This window comes from Fibrella arboris (assembly GCF_041321095.1).
Lineage (GTDB): Bacteria > Bacteroidota > Bacteroidia > Cytophagales > Spirosomataceae > Fibrella > Fibrella arboris.
In genome coordinates this window covers 144,230-163,714 of the sequence record NZ_JBGGWE010000006.1, presented here as the reverse complement: position 1 = coordinate 163,714, position 19,485 = coordinate 144,230, and the positions used below count along the sequence as shown (strand labels likewise).

Sequence of the window (19,485 nt, the reverse complement as noted above, 5' to 3'; positions counted from 1 at the left end):
CCGATAGATCCGGGTACCGCTGGTGCAACCAATTGGCTGCACCAGCGATCACTTACTGGTTCGATGCAACGCCAATGTTACCGAGCAGCACCTGCCAGTTTGTCTCGAGTTGCTCATTGATGGTCTTCTGCGACGGCTGTAGCTTAACCCGTACATTTTTTTGAGTCACGTCGCTGTAGGTAACCGTGTCGTTCTTGCCGTATCCCTTGAAGGTTTGCTGGCCGGTAATGAGCCCGTAATAGTTACCGTCAGCCTCCTGGGTGAGGTCTTTCACGTACTGAACATCAGACCAGGTCACCTCGGTGTAGTTATAGGGGAGTAGTTTCAGGCGGGTCAGGTACGTTCTGACGCCCATTTTCCGGGGCGGACCAGGTTTGTTCACTGAGGTAACCTCAATGGTGGCGTCGGGCATGAACAGATTCAGCGCCTGCTGTATGGCCCGGTCTTTGTCATCGCCCGACAGGCTTTTGTCGGTAATAATGGCCACATAAGACACGAACTCATCGACCCGCTGCAAGGCTTTTGCCCGGTAGGTCACCCGGTCGGCATCACTCATCACTGGCTTTGAGGCATTGCCAGCTGGTGCTTCTGCCGCTACCGTTGGCGGCACCGGTGCCGGCATAGGTTTCTCTTTCTCTGGCCGATTTTTGGGCTGTGCTACCGGTTTAGAAACAACGGGCGCCGGGAGTGGTTCGGGGGCGGGCGGCGCAACAGGTGGCTCATTGACCGCCACGGAAGACGTACCGGATGCCATCAGCTGAGGGCGCATCTCAGCCAGAATAGGTCCCATTTCGGCGAAATCAGTCAGCACCTGATGCTTTCCATCGCTGTAGAAAATCATCAGCAGTTCATTTTTATTGATCGCTGCGGCCCCGCCACCAACGGGTTTGTAGTTGACCACCTCTTCACTCTCATAGGAGATCGTCCCCCGCAGTATCTCCAGCGGTACGCGCCGGATCAGCATATCGGTGGGTGATGTACGGGCGGGCGCCATCAGGAAATCTTTCAGTTGCTGGTTGGCCCGCACGGGGTTGGTACTCACCTCGTCGATGATCAGGAAATTGCCTTCCTGCGTAAAGGCCATCAGCACCACATCGCGGCTGTAGTTGTGATTGATCAGCGATTCACCATGTTTTACGGTGAAGCTTATCCGTTTATCGGTGATCTCAACAAGCTGTGCGTCTTTGTAGCGGGTTCCGTTCGCCAGGTAGATGGCATCACCCGCCGCGCCAGTGTTGCTTTGAGCGCGCGCGGTCTGACAAAGACACAGGCCTGCGAAGACACTCAGAATTAGTCGGTATAACATGGCTTCAACGATTTATTGACCGAATAAATAGCGAATACCTACCCCAAACGTGACTTGCGAAACAAGCGGCGCCCCAGCCGCCGGAGCCATGGAGGTGAACCCATAATTACTTTGTATGTAGACCGTGAAAGGCTGGCTGAACCGGGCGCCCAGCTTCACGTCGCTGCCCGCATGAAAGGCATTGAAGCCCGCGTCTTTGAAAGAAAAGTTTTCGCCACCGCCGCTGACATTCACGCCGTAGGCCCCGTATAAGCCCAGTGAATAGAACAGATTGACGGGCTTTGCGTCGTTATACAGCGAAGCAATGGCCAACGTACCTACACCGTAGCTGAGTCCAGCGGTGTTAGGGCTTTTGCCTTGCGACAGTTGCAGAAACTCAACAGAAGGCACCAATGCCACCTTTTTGCCGAGTGGTATCTCCATGGTAATACCACCACGAAAAGCCAGACCCATGTCTGAGCTGTTGCTTTGTGCGGTGAAGAAGCCACCCCCGGCGCCAGCCGTCAGGCCGAAGCGGGTTCGGGGATCGGAAGACGATGCCACTGGCGCTGCCACCTCCCGCCGGGTGCTGGTCACCTCCTGGGCGGGTGCCGGGCGGGAGCGGGTGGTCGGGGCTACTGCAGGCCGGGGTGCCGCCGCCTGATTCGCTTTTCCATCGAATCGCTCTACTTCACCGTTGTTATACCGGATGTAGCGGATATCGCTCTTCTTAATCTGGTACTGCTGCCCCTGGGCCGATGCCGACTTGCGATAAGAAATAGCCGTTTCATTGATCTCGCTGATGAAACCTTCAACAACAGTATTGTCATTACGAACGATCTGATCAGCGCGCCGGGCCGCCTGACCAAAACTGGTAAAAGAAAGCAGCTGGCCGATTAGTAGACCAACCAACAGGAAGGTACGGGTACTGTTCATAAGGAAAATTGGTTATGGTGTAAATAAAAGACTGAGTGCCAATCCGGTACACGGATAGAATCAGGCCAAATTTCGGCCTAAGCGTAATGCTGCGAATCCCCCAAAAAGGGTATATCGAGTCGTACAGTCTACATGGTATGCGCTTTTTTACCCTTCAGCGGGCCAGATCGATGCGAATAGGCCGGTTTAGCTTGACGGTGAGCGAACTGCCGTTGAGGCCCCCGATGTCGAGGTCCTGGGTTTTGGCCTGAATCTGGAAGGTAAACAGGCCATCGGCAAAGGGAAACTGGTCTTCCTGCTGGTCTTTGTCGACGTAGTTTATTCGCCAGGGAGTATTCTGTGGAGCCGAAACCGACGTGATATGGAAGCCGGGCGGGGCCGTATAGATTTCGTAGCGCTCGGTGGTTTTAGCAAACGTGCTGTTGTCGCTTAATTCAAAGTAAAGGCTCAGCGTTACCTGCCGTTCGCCCACAATAATGAGCTGAGCCGAGGCATTCACGGTTGGGTTGGTCGTGCTAAATTCGCCCGAACCACGCACGAGCAACGGTTTGAAAGGGCCATAATGACCTGTGAAAATGACGGGATGTAAGTTCGTTCCCTTACTGGCAGGTGGGGGTGGCGGTGGCGGCGTACCTCCGCCGCCCCCTGCCGCCCCGGCAATGGTCCGGTTCAGGCCCACCAACGCTGTTTGAAGGCCCACCTGTTTAGCGGCCAGGTCGGTGCGCTGGGCCGACAGCTGCTGTAATTCTGGATCACCGTGCTGTTGGCCATCCTCGTATTCGGCAATCAGTCGCCGATAGCTGCGCGTCGTCTGTAAAAAAATAGCCTCGTTGAATTGCTGATCAAGGGCATCGGCCTGGCCAAAAAAAGCACTGAGCCATCGGTCGTCCATCGGCACGCCCTGGCTCAGCGCCGACAGGTGTGTGTCTGTTTGGGCTAGTTGAGTGCGGTACGTGGCCAGTCGCTGGGCTGACTGGCTTAATCGGGCATCAGACAGGACCGGAATGGTGTGAAAAGAAACCCAGCCACACCAGGCCAGTACACCCAGAAACAGCAGGTAGGTCAACACGAATTGACGCTGGCGATGAATTCGTTCGGGATAATTTTCTGGTTTCATGGGCGTTGGCTGGCTTTCATGGCGCGGAGGTTGTCGAGGTTCGCCTGTTTCAGCATCACCTGCGTTTGTAATACCTGTACGGCCGTGTTGAGGCCATCGATCTGTACTTTCAGCTGCGTTTTGGCCGTCAGGCTGTTTTGCCGGTTGGTGGTCTGTAACGCAAGCAGATCCAGCAGTTTCTGATAGTTCTGGCCCGTGGCACCCGTTATCCGGGCAAAGAGACTGTCGGCGCTATAGCCCTTTCCCAGCCGGCCAATAGCCTCCTGAAGCTGGAAACGAACCGTTGAGAAATCGCTGGCTTTGCTGATGGGGTCTATCGTTTTCAATTGCCGGACCAGGCTATCGGCCAGTTGCGCATCAGCAACGTACCTGGCTGCCTGTTCGGCCGTAAGCGACTGCCCACCGGTTCGCCGCTGGCCACCTGCCCAATACATGATACCTACTACGCCCAGACCGATAACCAGCGTAACCAGCGAAAATTTGATAAATGCCTGATCCATGCCAGATGTGTTTGACCGTTTAGTTGTTTAGCTGCCACTTCCCTATCCGCCAATTAGTACCGTTGGCAGGCCCGTTACGATAGTGCCGCCATGTATAGTCTGATCACCTTGACGGGCGGCCGCTTTTCCGCCAATCAGCACGGTTTTTGAGCCAATCAGAATGGAGTCGGGCGGCCCGACGCAGACGCACATGTCGCCCATACAGGCGGCGGGTTGCCCGCCAATCAGTACGGTGGGCGCACCGGGTGGCAGAATTGGTCCGCCCACATGAGGAATGGGCGGTAAGCCCGGCGTGATCATCGGGCATAGGTGATTGTCGCCCATTCGGGCCGCGGGCTGTCCCATAGCAAGGTGGGTTGGTTATCTACTCCAGAAGCCGCTGCGTACACCGGCTGGTTTTGGCGCAGGTACGTCCTGCTTGTCAACAAAAAATTCATCTTTCGACCGCTCCAGGTAGTTCAGGTCGCTCAGCTTTGACAACAACCGGATCAGGCAGTCATTGAGGCGGACGAAAGCGCTCATAACCGGTTGGCAGTCAGCGTGCTCGTAGGGCGTGTCGAGCATCTCCTGCAGGGCTGTTTCCCATTCCACCGGTGTTACGGAAGTCCAGTTTTTAATGTAACTGAACATGGCCTCCCGTTCCCGGTCGGGCGTGCTCATAATCGCGATTTGCAGCTGGCGGGCCAGCCGCTTTCCGGTGCCGACAAGCCCCACGGGGGCGTCGTGTAACCCCCGCAGCTGGAACATATCGAGCTGATCGCCTAAACACAGCAGGCAGGCTTCGGCAACGTAGCCAATGCTGGTAGCCAGCGCGTTTGGCTGCCCCGACCGGGCGTTGGTGCGCACCCGTATCAGGATAGCCGTGGCGTAAGTAAGCAATTCACCAAGCCGTTTGCGCAGGTTGTGGTATAAGTCGCGATAGTCGGGTAGTGACCCAACCGCCCTGACGGGAGGCAGGTAGTTGTCGGCCAGGCTGAATACACCGTTGGTCAGCCGTAGTTTACCAACGGGCAGATGATACGCTGCCGCCAGCGACGTATGCAGGTTTACGGCCGGCACCGCGCTTAGCCGAAGAGCTGGCCGTACGAACGGATAGCGTAACGGCTCCTCACTGGGGTCGGGCTGGCCGTGAGGCGATGGACTAAACGGGTCGATGTCAACGATAACGTACCCAACCGACTGCCCCAACCGTACCCAGTCTTCGCGTACGGCAGTGAGCGGTAGCTGCAAGGCATCGGCTGGCTCAGTACTCAGCTCAATGCGGGCCCCACCCGGCGTAATGGCCCGACAAACCGACAGCACAACCGACTGCCCATCGCAGGTGAGCCGCAGCGGAGTGTCCTGCCCGGCAAGGGGCGGTAGCAACCCATAATCCAGCCCCGATAGCAGCGAACCGGCGGCGTCGCGTGCCAGATCACGGGTGGCATCGTCGGTAGCCAGCAGGTGACTCCGGGTTATTTTCATACCATCGGCCCAGTTTACGGGCCAGTGAGTCAGTGGAGGAAGCATAGGTACTGCGGTTAAAAACGGTTACTGGGCGGCGCGGTCACGGCTGCTGACGTAACTGCGGGCCACGATGATGGCGTCGGATTTTAGCTGGCTGTGATTCAGCGACTGGCTTGGGTCGAGGTATTTTTTTAGAAAACCACCCAGCCTGGGCTGATAAAATACCCAGCCCAACAGGCTGCCCTCCGTGTCGATTTCGTGGTATTGAATCGGGTGTTCGGGGTCTTCTTCGTGGTTGTGCGAATAGAGCATATAATGGAACAGATCGTGCAGACTCCGGTCGATAGGCGCCTTAATGGTGTACGTTGTCAGTAGTGGATTGTCCGGTGATTTGCTTACCCGCACATGAAGCCGAATGGTGTCGACCAGCTCAAGCAGCGGCACAGACCGGTCGACGGGGTAAAACCATTTGCGGTAGATCCGGGCCGGAATCTTCACAAACGATTCGTAGGCCAGCATGAACAGCGTAGGCAACAAGAAGGGGAGCCAGCCCAACGCCATGGCGGGCAGGAACGTACCTGACGCCCGCAACACGCCGTATGCCAGCGTTTGTGCCGTGGCCAGTAGAGCGGCTGTCAGCACCATCAATGCCAGCTCGTCGATGACGGGTGCGGCCAGTATCCACTGAAACTGGCTTCTAACCAGCACCAGATGGGCTATTCCCAGCACCAGCACCAGCCCTTCAAGCAGATAAAAACTGGCCAGCATGGATTCCTGACTGGTGAGCGCCGCCCCTACACCAGCCGATACAACGAATCCGGCCAGCAGGTAAATGGCCATTCGTTTCGTCAGGATGGTCGCTTTCTGACGCATAAGTAATAGAGCCAGCGCCGCCAGGGCAAGGCTGAGCAGGCCAACAAGGGATACGAGCAGGCTGGTGGTCATCGGGCAGGGGCGTTGGCATGGTGTAAACAGGTGGTCATACCCAGCCGACCGGTCATGGCAGTGCCAGCCAGCGTAAACCAGGTATCGCTGGTTTCTGGCAGGGGCACAACCACGTAATCGGCGTCGGCGGGCAGCAGATACCCCGCCAGCAGGTCAATATGCCGCCAGCCCCTGCCTGTGGGTAGGTAATCCACTAATTGCGAAGGGGTTAACGGGCCGATGGCTAGCTGTACCACACCGCCATAATCATTGATTTCGTCGGTAGTCGGTAAGATCCAGTCAATGCCAACCCGGGTGTCGCCCAGGCGGGGCGAGGCGTGGGGGCTGGCATGGTCTGTGTTCTGTAAGGCTGGCAATCCGGTTCTGTGCGAACCATAGGTGATATGGACGGGCACCTGCAGGAAGCGCCTGAAGTAAGTGGCGGTTTCTGACCAGTTGCCAACCACGCGATGGGCGTTCATCCAGATAGAGAGCAGGCATACCTGCTGCTGTTCAGTCAGGGTATGGCCCCGCACGACCAGTAGCCAGTCGAACAGCTCCCGCCAGATGGGACCCGTCGATTTAGCCAGCGTCTGATGCTCATGCTGTTCAATCCGCACCCGTAGCCGCATCATCTCCTGCTCGGCAGGTAACCAGAACTGCCGACCCCGTTTTTCTTCCTGCCGCAACCGTTTCGACCGTTCAGCGAACGTTTCGGGACGATCATCTGCTGGGCCCGACGGGTGGAAAAGTGCCTCGGGTAGCATATCGTAGAAACCCTCGCGGCTGATGTCGACATAACGGGTATCTGGCCGACCTGGCTGTTCCACCACATCGGCAACGGTGACCACGTCGGGGCTAAACGCCCGGGCAAACGTACCTAGCGGCCGCACCACCACATTGGGATGCTCCTGCCGGGCCAGCCATACTTCGGCCCGGATGTCGGTGTCTAATGGCCTGTTCATCGGTGATTTTCGGGAATAACACGAACGGGTAAAATGCCTGCCCAAAGGCCGTCTATCTGAGCGGCCACCTCCCGGCACCAGTGCTGTTGTTCATCGGGGGGAAGAACTCGCCCGGGGCGGAATTCCAGCCGTACGTCGAGTACCCGCATGAGGCCCTGGCGCGCTTCAGCGCCAACGACTACGCTCTTCTGGATAGTTACGGCGGCTATCAGGTCGGGTGCGGTGGCCAGGGCAACAGCCCGCAGGTCTTCGGCCGTCAGGGCCCGGCCCCGTGTGAGCAACATACGCCGGAACGCAGGCAGGCTCGTGGCGTCGTTTAAGCGGGCTATGCCGCCCTGCAATGGCTGGATGAGCAGCAGCCGGTCGCGCCGAACACTGGCCGACGGGGTGTCTATTTTGGCCGAAACCGGCAGGCGATTGGCTCGCTCGGCCGCCGTTGTCAAACAACGAACGAACAACGTACCCGTAGCTGGCGCCTTGTTGACAACCAGAAACGGCGTGGGTTCACCCGGCAGGTTGGCCGGCAGCTGTTGCCGAATGCGCTGCATACTTTTCTGAATTTCGTCAACGGCATCGTGGCCCAATGGCAGAAAAGCAGCGCTGTCATCGCGAAGCTGGTCGAGCGTATGTTGAACCAGCTCGGCGGCCTGTCGGCTGTCGAACCGCCCCACACCCCGTTGCCGGACAACATAACTGTGCTGGGCCGGGTCGTCGCCGACAGTATGGGGTACGTACTGATTTCCCTCGCTGTCTGTCACATCAACAATCGTGAGCAGCGGCCTGTCTGTCTGGATCGGGAAGACATTCAGGGTATCGTTGAGCCGGAACGTAGCTGTGCTGGCCTGCACATTCAGCACCGGAAAAGCGTTGAGCAGGCAATCGGTCTGCTGTAACAGGTCGGCGCTGAATGTAGGTGGAAACAAGACCCGAAGCCAGGTCAATGCTGGCAATGCCTGTAGTACAGCTGGTTCGAACGACTCACTCAGCGCCTGGGGAATGTTGTTCACGGGCCATGCACCAGGCAACGATACCGTCATGAAATGCGGCCTGTAATACCGCTGGGCGTGCAGCTCCAGGTCATGCAGCACCGCCTGCGCCTGCGCCAGTTCTGTTTGTAGCGAATGAATGGCTATCAGCGGCGTCGTTGTTTCACCCGTTTCAATGAACCAGTCTGTTTGCCCAAGTTGTGCACAGCGTTGCTGCGCGTCGGGCTGGTTTTTCCAGTTGAAGAAAAAGCGGGCCTGTAGTCCGGCATCGGTGTTGCTCGGGTGTACTGGCTCGGGCAGGTCGAGGCCAAGCCAGATTGTATGCTCGGGCAGGTGGCGGTGGGCCGGGGCTGTGGCCAGGGTAGTCCGGTTCTGCTGGTCGTCGAGCCGCCAGAGCTGTGTGCCGGCTGCGCCACAAACGACTCGCCCATTGAGCACCGAAAAATGACCGGCTGGCTGCAAACCCAGTTCGTCGCCAGTCTGAGGATGGCGGGTGGTCATCGATAGGGAAGAATCAACAGTGCTCCACCGCTCAGTGGGTTGCGCCACCACTACGCCATGGGCTGGTGTGGGGCCCGTTACCGTGTCGGGAAGGAGCACCTGCACCAGCCGTTCCAGAATGCGACCCCGCGAGGCCAGAATCTCGCCATACACCCGCTCAGACTCGGTGGCCAGTGCGCCAAATAAGAGATCAACCAGGGGGTCGAAAGCCGTAGTAATGTCCGTGGCATCCAACTGGTGATCAGCTAATCCCCAGAGGCGCGCCGCGTCGCGGAGCATCCTGGCTTTGATCTGATCGCGGGTGTCGAGGCTGTTCATGCTTATTGGCTGGCTACTGGGTTGATATAAATGGTGAAAAGCAGTTCAGGCATTGGCTCATCAATATCGATAAGCGTACCGTTGACCCGGATCGTGAGTCGCTTCCGGGTACGTCGACGAACACCAGCGCGGTCAGTTTCTTCCAGTTCATCTACGTCTACGGCGACGCGGGCAAAACGAATTCGTTTTTCGTAGTGCTGAATCAGTTCAGTCAGGCTTTGCTCGGTTTCGCCTTTCCAAAGGGTCGGGTGCGTGATGGCGGCATAGTCGCCCTGCCAAACGGCATTACCTAGCTGTGGGTCAAAGCGGTACTCTCCAAGCCGGGTGACCAATAGCAGGTCAATATGCTGCCTGATGGCTTCTGTCAATGAGAGTTTGGGCAGGTTCCCCGGTTGCATCAGCCTCGTTAGCGGGGCCGCTAGGGTATAGGCTTTCATGAACGATTCAATTAATCATGACCATTGCTCCTTTCAGGGTAGCCAGTGGCCCCCCATCCAGTTCCAGTTGCGCGCCTGCTTTCACGGAAGTAGCCGTATCGCCACTGATGGATACGGTCATGCCCTTTAAGCTGGCCTCTGTAGTGCCGCTGAGCGTCAGGTTGGTCGATGCCTGTATGGCCATCGACTGCTGCGTTTCCAGTTGCGCTTTACCCGCCTTCACGGTCCATTCGTCGCTGGCATCAACCGTAATTGTCTTTGCTTTGAGGGTAATGGTGTCGGCGTCCAGGTTGATGGTCCCTTCGCTTTTCAGGCTGATGTGGGTATTGTCGAGCGACAGGCTGATCTGATTTTTCTTGTCGCGGTTATACAGACTGATAAATTCCTTGCCTTCTTCGTCGCCAATGACAATGTGGTTCCCACCCCGTGTAATGATGGTTTTGTAGTAGTTATCCTGGCTGTAGAAGGTGTCTTGCCGGGTCGATTTGTCATACGACACGCCCACCACCACTGGCCGGGCCGGGTCGTTGCCTTCAAAAATGACCATGACTTTGTTATGGACCTCCGGCACAAAGTACATTCCCTGATTAGCCCTGACATTCTGACTGGTCAGTACCCGAATCCAGGTAGAACTTTCGGCGTCGCCCTGCGCTTTTTGCCAGTCGAACAGTACCCGTACCCGGCCCAGGTGTTCCGGGTCGTCATTGTGCAGCACTTCGGCGGCCTGCATCGTGGCGCTGGGTACCTGAAACGCTGGATTGACCCGGAACTCGACCCCCGCCGGAATGGCCTCAAACCGATTGGTATACCCGCCGCCCAGATTCGCCTCATGGGTGATGCTGATGATCCGGTACTGCCCAAAACTGGCGGTCCGTTGCCGGGCCAATCCGCTGGCTTCACCTACGCTGATAACTGTACCTACTTTTAACCCGATCCGGTTACTCGCCCCGCTGAAAATGACGGCGTTGGCGACCGATGCTTTTTTCTCATACCCGGCAAACAGCTTGGCATCGGCATCGGTCAGCGCAGGAATTGGCGACCGGCTGTAGGTACGTTCGGGGTACAGATTTTCGGCCTTACTGATCAACAATTGCCCATACTCGCCCAACCCGGATACGGTTACCGCTTTGGAATGGCTCTTCGCGTGTTCGTCGCTGACCGGATTGTAATCGTTGATGAAAAACTCACCGCCGGGCAGGTCCATCCGCATATCGAATGCGTTTATGTCTTCGCCATACACCAGCTTGACGGTCGATTCACTGGGTACGTCGCCAAAGACTGTTTTCTCGCCGTCGAAGTAGAACCAGTTGCCCGTAGCCGCCGCAAAACGATGCAGAAAATTGTAGCTCGTTTCATCATACTTGACCACATACTCTTCCTGGCGGTTAGCACGGGGCTTCACGCTGGGCTTCAGCAGGTCAAGGTCATATTCCTTCAATACCTTGTCGACAATGGCGCTGTGGTCAAGCTGGTAGAAAGCCCCGTAGCGGGTACCCTGTTCGAGTAAGATGGAGGCGCTAAATCCCCGAATGACAACCAGATTACCCAGCGAGGCCTGTTTCGACAGATACAACTGCGTAACGAACCCTTTAAACGCAAACGAATCTGCCGCCCCCTGCTGATAGCCAATCGTGATTCGGGCTGTTTGCCCAATGAAACTTTTCGACTGGTCGATGGTCATACCGCCTTCGCCTTCAACCTGTTCGATAGGTATGGCCAGTTCAAACGTGTGGTGCTGGTCTATCCACTGCCGGATGCTGACCCGCGAAAAAATCGGCACGTGCTTTCCGCCAATCTCAATTCGTACAGTGGATAGGTTATTCATGGTGTGGATAGATAAAGAACAAATGAGGCCTCATCAGGGGTACACGTTGATACCACCCGTACTCAGGCTATAACTAGCTGACAATTCGACCGATGCGCTTATGTACGGCACGTCGATCGTGATCATTTTTGGCTCTTCTCCAGACGTGTGTATGTCCAGATTGGTGTAAAGGACAGACCCCAGGCTTCGGAGATCTTCCAGGTTCACTCTGGCAGCTCGTGTCAGAGTGCCGCTAAGAATCCGTGCCAACCGGAACATGGCGCCGTAGCGTGGCACATTTCGCAGTAGTCTGGCCAGGTTGCCGCCCATCGCCAGGCCTACCCCCCAATCGCTGGTGTTGATCGTACTGATATCCGCTGGTGTCGGACAATTAAACGCGGCGACAATCACTGCTGACGCAACGGTTCCGCCCAGACCCAGCCCGAGCCGGGCACTGGTATAGTCAAAATTTACGCCCTGCCCGGTGTCTGAATTCCAAAGCCGTCCCGTAACGCTTTCGATGCCAGCGACCATAACAATGCCGCCCGATTTATTGCCAATGCCTACCCATGTGGTGGCTGGATTGTAGACGCCCATAGTAACAGGTGGTATTTTTTGACCTGTAAAGCCTGTTGATGGGTCAGTACAGGTCAAAAATCAGTGAATCACTTAGCCCACTTATTCTCGTGCGACGCTCCGCCAACGCTCAGTTTACGCGCCGAGATCACGACGCTGGTGCTCATCGGGGTGTTGGTCCGGGCATCCATGCTTTCGGAGTACCCGGTCAAAAAAGCATCTTCAAACTTGATCTCTTTCATGGGGGCGTCTTCGTCCTGCTTAAAGAAGGTTATGCCTCCGCTGAACTTCTTGTGCGGGTCGATCATCAGCTCAAAGGCCTTTGATTCCTTGGTCGATTCAAACTCGGCATTCACCTGTCCACCCATCACATCAGAGGTTGGTTTGCCGGTCGTGTAGTCGGTATTCTGGCCGAGCGAATAGCTACAGTGCAGTAGACGGAACTCCTGTCCGTCGAGTTTCAGAAATGCTTTAAAAGCCATGGTGAAAGGGGTTTTACTAGTTAACTAATTGACTATGAGAAATATAATATGGGCTATTCCTGTTCTACGCCGCCTTTCCAGTCATTGGCATCATCGCCACGGGTACCGTCGAGGCGAACCAGAAAGCTTTTAGCGGGGAAATACGGCTTGATGTGGATGTCGAGGAACACCTGGTCTTTCACGTCTCTGTTGCGCTCGAATCGCAGGATCTTGAAATCTTCGATGATCTTGTCAGACCCGGTAATGCTGTTCAGAAATTTCACGATCTGCGCCTTCAGGTCTTTCTCGGCGTCGTAGGTCCAGTTTTCGAAAGCCCGGCGGTTCAAAAAATCGATCAGCACTTTCATGATCCAGTCAAAGACACGTACCACCGAGTAGGTCTGAAGGCCTTGATTATCACCCGTGAAGAGGGTCTTGGCCGAGTATGCCATCACTTTATTGAACTCATTGACCATCGGTACGAGCCCCATTTTTTCAAGGGAAGCGATTTCGCTTTTTTTCAGGCTGAAGCGTACGCCATCTACTTCGTTGAGGGTGCCGTGCTTGCTGCCGGCTACGGGTTGCTGGAGCTGCGTTTTATAGATTTTCCCAGCCAGCGCCGTCGAGGGCGGCAGGTAGAGCGGTTCTTCTTCGCCCAGATCGGTGTAGGCTTCGCGACCCACCAGGTAGTTGCAGGTCATCATGACGTTGGCTTTGTAGGCATCCGCCGATGGCATATCTTCTTCGCTGAACAGCTCCATCACGTCGTCGGGCGTATCTACGTGGCGATAGTCAGTTACGAGCATCGCTTTGGTTTCATGAGCCAGCCTTGCCCATTTATCCACTACCTTCTTGGCGCCCAGGTAACCCGGCAGCACCAGTAGCGAATAGTTTTGGCGCAGGTCAAGCTTGTCGTAATTCTTCCGTAATTCATTGGCGATGGCATCAAAAAATAACGTGTTGTCCAGGTCCTGAACCTGTTCTGCGTCGGCATTGACAATCGATAGGTTCTTGATCTTCTCTGTATCGGCGTTTTTATAGAAGAGCGCCACCGACCGGTAGGCCGTTTCGAGTTCTTTAGTACTGTCGAGCGCAGCTTTTAAATTAAGGCGTAAGGTGTTGGCCGCCAGGGCTGTTTTGTCTTCGGCCTCACCAACCATCTTGACTATATCATCGTGATTAGCCAGTAAGTCGGACCAGGCTTCGAGCCGTTTTTTGAGCAGTTTGCGTTCTTTCTCGCTGCCCTTCTCGGTCAGGAAGATCGTTTTCCGGGCTTTCTTGGCCGGGTTAAGGTTTTGGGCGCCTTCCACGGTGGTTTCCACAAACTCAAACCCACCAAACCGCTCCAACTGCTGAACGCTATCAGCTACCTGTTGAGCGGGATTGGCCAGACGGACCCGTTCTTTAGCCGATATGGCCGATTGATTAACTTGTTCCATAAAACAATAGCTGATATGTTGTTTTGGTTGGGTAGTCGCTAGATTGGTTGAGCAGTCTAGCCTTCCAGTTCCTGAATCATAGCCTGCAGGGCCGTGAGGTACGTGGCCTTGGCTGCCGGGTCGGCCAGGATTTTCTGTAGCACTTTGTTCGACCGCAACTGTTTGATAAACTTCTGGTAGTCTTCCTGCTGGCCGCTCAATTCCTGTAAAAACGGACTCTGGGCCGTGATGCCTTTCCGCCCAAAGTCGCCCAGGTTCTGAAAGCGTAGCTTCTCGTCGACTGGCTGCCCTGCTGCATCGCTGAAGTTAACGTCGAGTGTGGGTTGATAACGGGCAAAAACCGCGTCGATCGTTTCGAGTTTGGCTTCTATAACAGGCTTAAAGGGCGCATTGGCTGTTAGCTTTTGCACAATCAGGGTGCGGTTTTTCTGAATATCAGCTATCGCTTCGTTGGCGTCATTTCCTTTGCGTTCCTGACCACCGATTCCGTACTCGATCATAAATTTGGAGGGGATATAGTACTACTTATTGCTTAAAAGGGGCACGTATAGTATTGGTAGCCAAGTACTTCGCCGGGGTCGATACGCCCGCCAAGCCCTTTGCCCAGCTGTGGGGCTGTACGTATTTCGAAATGGAGATGGGCTTCTTTGGTAGGAATAGAGCTGGCATTCCCGCTCCTGCCAGACCGGGCGATTACGGTGCCCTCGGCAACACTGCACGGAACGCTGATACTAACCTCTTTTAAATGAGCATAAAAGGCATACAACGTCTGTCCGTTTGCGTTAAACTGGAGAATCAGCGTCACGCCGTAGTCCTTGCTCTCGGGGCCCGCAAACAGAAAGCCATCGGCAACGGCCTTTACAGACGTGCCAACGCCTGCCTGAAGGTCCCACCCCTGATGGGGCCGATGGCCATGCTGGCGCACCAGCCCAAACGTATTCGATACGGGATCGACGCGCCCGAACTGGTGGGTTCGGATCTGCATCACGTCTAATGGTGTCGTCATGGTAGTTAATGGGCTGAGTGATAGTGGCCCTGCGTCCTCAGATTAATGGGGCAGAGAAACAATGTTACTGCCAGTTGGGGCGGGGGCGTCGCCCTGCACGCGTTGAGCGTCGTCGGGAAGGGGGAGTACCGGGCTGGGGCTATTGGCCTCGGCCGGGTCAATGAGTGCATCCAGCAACAGGGTGGATACGAAAGCACGTATAGGGAAATAGAGAGTTGTCATAAGAAAAATGTGTGGATAGCAAACGCTGGATCAAAATTGTTCAAGCGTCTACTCCCATGCATCCCCCAAAAGGGGTATTTTTCAACGTAATGACAGAAAGTAGCTCACCGACCGGCCCATAATGGCATACGGCTGGGTAACAGCGCTTTGACGCGGGCGTGACTAACGGCCCGGCGCTGGGCCGACGCTCCGGGATATGGGCAGAGCCTGGCTCGTTTTCTTCGGATGAATAGCGTGGCTGGCAGCTGTAGAAACGGCCTGGTAACGGGCCAAAAGATGCCGTTCTAGAGGGGTACGAAAACCTGATGGTTCCGGCAACGTACCTGGCTTATTCCTTTGGCAGTAATAATGGGTGAAAGCGTAGCCCCTTTTCCGCGTTATACTCAATGGAAGGAGCCGCAATTTTGAAGAACTGAACCGTGCCTACAAACCGCTGCCAGGGCAGTGGTTGCCATGGGTCAGGTTGGTTGATCCGCGCCAGATCTACATCGGGCGAGAGGAAGAATTGCCGGAAGCGTTTAAACTCGATCGGTTTCCCAGTGGCATCTTTCATGGGCGGGTTTTCATGGCCGCCCGTCATGCCGCTGCCACTATAGCCAACATCCAGATTGAGCCATCGGGGAAAGTCGGGGCCAACGGGCAGGACCGATGCCAGATTGACGGAGAGCCAGTACTGCTGCCCGTTATAGTCTTTCAACATTTGCTGGCCGGTGGTTTTACCCAGCAGATTAGGCCGAAAAGGGGGGTAGATCGTTTTCCGAAACCCGTATTTCAGGCTGACGATTTGCTGCCCCGCGCCCAATTGCTGCCCCATAAACAGGGCGGTGCCGGCTACATTGGCCACCATGTCGCCTTTCGAGAAGCCCCAGCCTTCGGCATGCCCGTCGTACACTTCGAGTGTGGTCTGAAACAGCAGCGCCAGCAGGCCGCCGGTCAGAATGCTCGCCCGCTCGTCGACACCGCTCCAGCGCATCAGCTCGTAGCCGCCCCGGCTCATGCAATAGGCCGTTGCTGCATGCCCCACTTTGTCCATTTGTAGCCATTCGCGGTTGTCGTTGAAGGTATGGAAGGGCATCTTTTTCTTGTACCACTGCTTCCGTAATAACAGAAGCGTGATGGTATAAAACGCCGCTGTGCCCACGACCACCCCGATAAACCGCCCCTGATTGATACCCGATTCGCTCGAAGCGCTTGCCATCGGCAGCGGTTGCGCCTGTAACGGCCCGCCGAAGGTGAGCACCAGGTCAAGAAAGAGCAGCAGGCAAATCCGTTTAATCATGGGCTAAACCTAATGAATAGACGTGAGAGCTGCGACGCGGGTGGCAAGAAAGATGTTGCGATACGCCGCCGTGTTGGGATAAGTAGCCGGATAAATAAAATACGGCAGTACTGTATACGTAAACTGACTACCAATCAGTTAAACAGTTACAAGAAAACAACGCCTGTTGCCGACACCTGTATGCGCTCCGTTTATTGCCTTCTGGCCTTGCTGATGAGCTCATCAGCGGCCTTTGCCACTCATATTATTGGCGGTTATATCCGGGCCGCACGTATTAATACTATCTCAGCAACCTACGAGATTACGGTCACGATCTATCAACAGCCCGCTGCTGGTGGCGACGAGGGTTTTACCAATTCTAATACGGTAACCTTATGTTTAGGCGACGGTACGTCCATAAGCTTACCCCGTCTTAGCCCTGTTACACTGGCCGATGGCGGAAAAATTGTTGTCGCCTTATACAGAACCACCTACACATTTGCCGGACCGGGCGTTTATCAACTGGTGGCATCGGCCATCAACCGAACGGCTTCCATTCGTAATATCGATAGTGGCTTACCTACTGATCAACCCTTTACGTTGCGGACAACCATTCAGGCGTTCAGCGCCTTTAAGAAGTCGCCTTTGCTACCATTTCCCACAACAGGATTACAGGCCGCCCTTAATCAACGTTTTTCGATGCTGTTGACCGCTGCTGAGGCGGGTGGGGATAGCCTCTCCTACGCGATTGCTGTTCCATTGACCAGTGCCATTCCCTTGAGTACTACGCCCGATCTCTGCAATAGCCTTTCGGCAGTAGCGACCTACCAGTTTCCCAACCGGGTAAAGCAAGTGGGTACGTTCCGGGTCAATGCAAAAACGGGCTTACTGACCTGGGACGTACCCACCGAAGTAGGAGTGTATTCGGTGGCGGTGGTGGTTTCAGAATGGCAATATGGGCAATTGATTAGCGAAACACAGCAGGAATTAACGCTGACAGTGATCGACAAAGGAGGTACGCCCGTTATACCACCTGCCTACGAACCAGCCTACGCTGGTCTGCTCACGGCTATTGATGGTAGCCCACAAAATAGCCTATCGCTCCAGGTTTCGCCAAATCCGGTTGCTGGAGACGTAGTTCAGGCCGAACTTGTTTTTGACCAGCCTCAGCGCGTTAGACTGGAATTGCTTGACAACCAGGGACGTACCTACAAAACGGTCCATCTCGATGAGCCAGCGCAGCAGCACCGATACCTATTCGACCTGAACGGGAAACCCGCTGGTATATACCTGATTCGGGCTGAAGCTGGCGGAAAGCAGGTGGTTCGGAAGGTGCTGAAGCAGTAGCGTTAAAACAACTGCTTCCACGTACCCTTCATGTAGTTGTATTTCAGGGTGCTGGGCAGGGCTTTCCACCAGTATTTCGAGACCTCGACCGCAAAAGAAGGCTGCATGTAGCAGTTGATGGCGCAGCCTTCGCAGGCGGGTAACCGGCCTTCCAGGGCCACCAGCTTTTGCACCTCGTCTGACCGGTATGCCTCGTAAAGCTGGCCATTGATAGGTACGTTCTTTAGCCCCAGATGATAACAGGGAAGCACCAGCTCGTTTTGCGGCGAAATGACCAGCGTGGTGCTCGCCGCCCGGCAAACCGGCTTCTCTACGCGATTACCCCCATCCCGACGGAGCTGCACAAATCCGTCGTTCAGGTACACACCGGGCCGGTTGCCCCAATCGGTCAGCTGCTGTAAGGCCGCCTCCGACAAAGCCCCACCTGTATCGACGGTATTGTACGAAAAAACGGGATTCAGAATCAGTACCAGTCCATTGGGCTGGCAGATGTTGCTATACATCGCCTCGATCTGGCCAATGTTGTGCTCAAATACCGTAAATAAAATGTCGGGGCGCTCACCCATTGATCTGGCAATGGCTATAGATTCCATCACTTTCTCGAAGCAACGTACCCCGCGCCCAGTATCATGCTCGGTGGCATCGGGTGAATCGAGCGAAAAATGGAGCATATCCACCAGCCCGCGCAGGCTATCGGCCTGTTTGGGATACAGTAAGCCGTTGGTCGTTACGGTCGTGATAAAGCCCTGTTGCTTGGCTTCGGCCAGTAGCTCAGGCAATTGGCGGTGTAGCAGGGGTTCGCCGCCGGTGAAGTCGATGACCCGCACACCGAGGCGTTTCAGATCGCGGAAGTTTTCACGGGCATTCTCGATCGTCACGTAGGGCGATGGCCGCTCCCAGATATCGCAGAAACCACACGTAGCGTTGCAGCGATACGTGACGTAGTAATTGCATAAAACCGGATGACGAACGAGGCGCATGGATGGTAAGGGAGGAAAGGAAGACAGGGACTAAAGGGAGGAGGGGAAAAGATGCCGTAACGTACCCGGGCAACGCTATCCCTTTCCTCCCTCTAGTCCTTGTCTTCCTTTCCTCCTTTATTGTATCATTTTCAACAAGCTCGCCAGCTTGTCTTTCAGATCCTTGCGGTCGACGATAAAGTCCAGAAAGCCGTGTTCCAATACGAACTCAGCGCTTTGGAAGCCTTTGGGCAGGTCTTTGCCAATCGTTTCGCGAATAACGCGCGGGCCGGCAAAGCCAATCAGGGCGTTTGGCTCAGCGATATTGAAATCGCCCAGCATGGCGTAAGAAGCCGTAACGCCGCCCGTCGTTGGGTCGGTGAGCAGCGAGATGTAGGGAATCTTGGCTTCCGATAACCGGGCTAGTTTAGCCGATGTTTTAGCCATCTGCATCAACGAAAAGCCTGCTTCCATCATCCGGGCTCCCCCCGTGCGGGAGATCATCAGGAAGGGAGTTTTATGCGTGAGTGCATAATCGATGGCGCGGGCAATTTTTTCGCCAACTACTGACCCCATAGACCCACCAATGAAATTGAAGTCCATACAGGCAATGGCGATGTCGACACCGTTCATCTGACCATAGGCCGTTCTGACAGCATCTTTCAATCCCGTTTTGTTAACGGTAGCCCGAATGCGATCCGGGTATTTCTTCGTGTCGGTAAACGTCAGCGGATCGGCCGATGTCATATTGGAATCCAGTTCGGTGAAGATATTATCATCGAAAAGGATAGAGAAATAGGCGTCGGAGCCAATTTTCTCATGGAAGTTGCAATGCACACAGGTGTAGGCGTTCATCTTGTGTTCGCGGGTATGCATCACCTGCTTGCAACTCGGGCACTGATACCACAACCCGTCGGGAGCTTCCCGCTTCATTTCGGTTGGGGTCTGAATACCCTTATCTTTACGTATAAACCAGGACATATTGTTTGTCTTTGCAA

At 55.3% G+C, this 19,485-nt stretch carries 21 protein-coding genes; 1 reads left to right on the top strand and 20 read right to left on the bottom strand.

Annotated features, from left to right (window positions below):
• Window positions 1–52 precede the first annotated feature (52 nt).
• The 18 genes from ACAW75_RS12790 to ACAW75_RS12705 all read right to left on the bottom strand — a co-directional run bounded on the left by ACAW75_RS12790 (window position 53) and on the right by ACAW75_RS12705 (window position 16,202).
• Entirely contained in the window at window positions 53–1,306 is a 1,254-nt protein-coding gene (locus ACAW75_RS12790; protein ID WP_370729119.1) for a hypothetical protein, read from the bottom strand.
• A 12-nt stretch (window positions 1,307–1,318) separates the two neighbouring features.
• Window positions 1,319–2,221 (bottom strand): porin family protein, encoded by a 903-nt coding sequence (locus tag ACAW75_RS12785; RefSeq protein WP_370729118.1) that lies wholly within the window; start codon window positions 2,219–2,221, stop codon window positions 1,319–1,321.
• 154 nt (window positions 2,222–2,375) lie between these two features.
• Entirely contained in the window at window positions 2,376–3,338 is a 963-nt protein-coding gene (locus tag ACAW75_RS12780) for a hypothetical protein (protein WP_370729117.1), read from the bottom strand.
• On the bottom strand, window positions 3,335–3,838 hold the full coding sequence (locus ACAW75_RS12775) for a hypothetical protein (RefSeq protein ID WP_370729116.1): 504 nt from the start codon (window positions 3,836–3,838) through the stop codon (window positions 3,335–3,337). The genes ACAW75_RS12780 and ACAW75_RS12775 overlap by 4 nt, the downstream gene beginning before the upstream one ends.
• A 42-nt stretch (window positions 3,839–3,880) precedes the next feature.
• Window positions 3,881–4,183, bottom strand: coding sequence for a PAAR domain-containing protein (locus ACAW75_RS12770; RefSeq protein WP_370729115.1), 303 nt, complete (start codon window positions 4,181–4,183; stop codon window positions 3,881–3,883).
• A gap of 15 nt (window positions 4,184–4,198) precedes the next feature.
• Window positions 4,199–5,347, bottom strand: coding sequence for a hypothetical protein (locus ACAW75_RS12765; protein WP_370729114.1), 1,149 nt, complete (start codon window positions 5,345–5,347; stop codon window positions 4,199–4,201).
• 21 nt (window positions 5,348–5,368) lie between these two features.
• Window positions 5,369–6,229, bottom strand: a complete 861-nt coding sequence (locus ACAW75_RS12760; RefSeq protein WP_370729113.1) for a TssN family type VI secretion system protein — start codon at window positions 6,227–6,229, stop codon at window positions 5,369–5,371.
• Window positions 6,226–7,173 (bottom strand): hypothetical protein, encoded by a 948-nt coding sequence (locus ACAW75_RS12755; RefSeq protein WP_370729112.1) that lies wholly within the window; start codon window positions 7,171–7,173, stop codon window positions 6,226–6,228. Before ACAW75_RS12755 ends, ACAW75_RS12760 begins: the two co-directional genes overlap by 4 nt.
• The gene (locus ACAW75_RS12750; RefSeq protein ID WP_370729111.1) at window positions 7,170–8,978 is read right to left on the bottom strand and encodes a hypothetical protein; all 1,809 of its coding nucleotides are present in this window, start codon (window positions 8,976–8,978) and stop codon (window positions 7,170–7,172) included. Before ACAW75_RS12750 ends, ACAW75_RS12755 begins: the two co-directional genes overlap by 4 nt.
• Before the next feature lie 2 nt (window positions 8,979–8,980).
• Window positions 8,981–9,415, bottom strand: a complete 435-nt coding sequence (locus tag ACAW75_RS12745) for a GPW/gp25 family protein (protein ID WP_370729110.1) — start codon at window positions 9,413–9,415, stop codon at window positions 8,981–8,983.
• A gap of 7 nt (window positions 9,416–9,422) precedes the next feature.
• Window positions 9,423–11,240 carry a type VI secretion system Vgr family protein gene (locus ACAW75_RS12740; protein ID WP_370729109.1) on the bottom strand — a complete coding sequence of 606 codons (1,818 nt, stop codon included), beginning with the start codon at window positions 11,238–11,240 and terminating at the stop codon, window positions 9,423–9,425.
• A 33-nt stretch (window positions 11,241–11,273) separates the two neighbouring features.
• Window positions 11,274–11,816, bottom strand: a complete 543-nt coding sequence (locus ACAW75_RS12735; RefSeq protein WP_370729108.1) for a hypothetical protein — start codon at window positions 11,814–11,816, stop codon at window positions 11,274–11,276.
• A gap of 68 nt (window positions 11,817–11,884) precedes the next feature.
• Window positions 11,885–12,277 carry a type VI secretion system tube protein TssD gene (tssD, locus tag ACAW75_RS12730; protein ID WP_370729107.1) on the bottom strand — a complete coding sequence of 131 codons (393 nt, stop codon included), beginning with the start codon at window positions 12,275–12,277 and terminating at the stop codon, window positions 11,885–11,887.
• A 53-nt stretch (window positions 12,278–12,330) separates the two neighbouring features.
• Window positions 12,331–13,695, bottom strand: coding sequence for a type VI secretion system contractile sheath protein TssC (locus ACAW75_RS12725; protein WP_370729106.1), 1,365 nt, complete (start codon window positions 13,693–13,695; stop codon window positions 12,331–12,333).
• A 56-nt stretch (window positions 13,696–13,751) separates the two neighbouring features.
• Entirely contained in the window at window positions 13,752–14,195 is a 444-nt protein-coding gene (locus ACAW75_RS12720; protein ID WP_370729105.1) for a hypothetical protein, read from the bottom strand.
• A 32-nt stretch (window positions 14,196–14,227) separates the two neighbouring features.
• Window positions 14,228–14,701, bottom strand: a complete 474-nt coding sequence (locus ACAW75_RS12715; protein ID WP_370729104.1) for a M23 family metallopeptidase — start codon at window positions 14,699–14,701, stop codon at window positions 14,228–14,230.
• 42 nt (window positions 14,702–14,743) lie between these two features.
• Complete coding sequence (locus ACAW75_RS12710; protein WP_370729103.1) at window positions 14,744–14,923, bottom strand: hypothetical protein; 180 nt, start codon at window positions 14,921–14,923, stop codon at window positions 14,744–14,746.
• A gap of 328 nt (window positions 14,924–15,251) precedes the next feature.
• Window positions 15,252–16,202 (bottom strand): DUF2279 domain-containing protein, encoded by a 951-nt coding sequence (locus tag ACAW75_RS12705; protein ID WP_370729102.1) that lies wholly within the window; start codon window positions 16,200–16,202, stop codon window positions 15,252–15,254.
• A gap of 180 nt (window positions 16,203–16,382) precedes the next feature.
• On the opposite strand from ACAW75_RS12705, the gene ACAW75_RS12700 reads away from it, so the two are divergent.
• Complete coding sequence (locus ACAW75_RS12700; protein WP_370729101.1) at window positions 16,383–17,528, top strand: T9SS type A sorting domain-containing protein; 1,146 nt, start codon at window positions 16,383–16,385, stop codon at window positions 17,526–17,528.
• Window positions 17,529–17,530: 2 nt separating this feature from the next.
• On the opposite strand, the gene ACAW75_RS12695 is transcribed toward ACAW75_RS12700, so the two are convergent.
• Together ACAW75_RS12695 and accD are read right to left on the bottom strand one after the other, a co-directional pair.
• A complete protein-coding gene (locus ACAW75_RS12695) occupies window positions 17,531–18,508 on the bottom strand; it encodes a radical SAM protein (RefSeq protein WP_370729100.1) in 978 nt (325 codons plus the stop codon).
• 117 nt (window positions 18,509–18,625) lie between these two features.
• Window positions 18,626–19,468 (bottom strand): acetyl-CoA carboxylase, carboxyltransferase subunit beta, encoded by an 843-nt coding sequence (gene accD, locus ACAW75_RS12690; protein WP_370729099.1) that lies wholly within the window; start codon window positions 19,466–19,468, stop codon window positions 18,626–18,628.
• Between the last annotated feature and the right edge of the window lie 17 nt (window positions 19,469–19,485).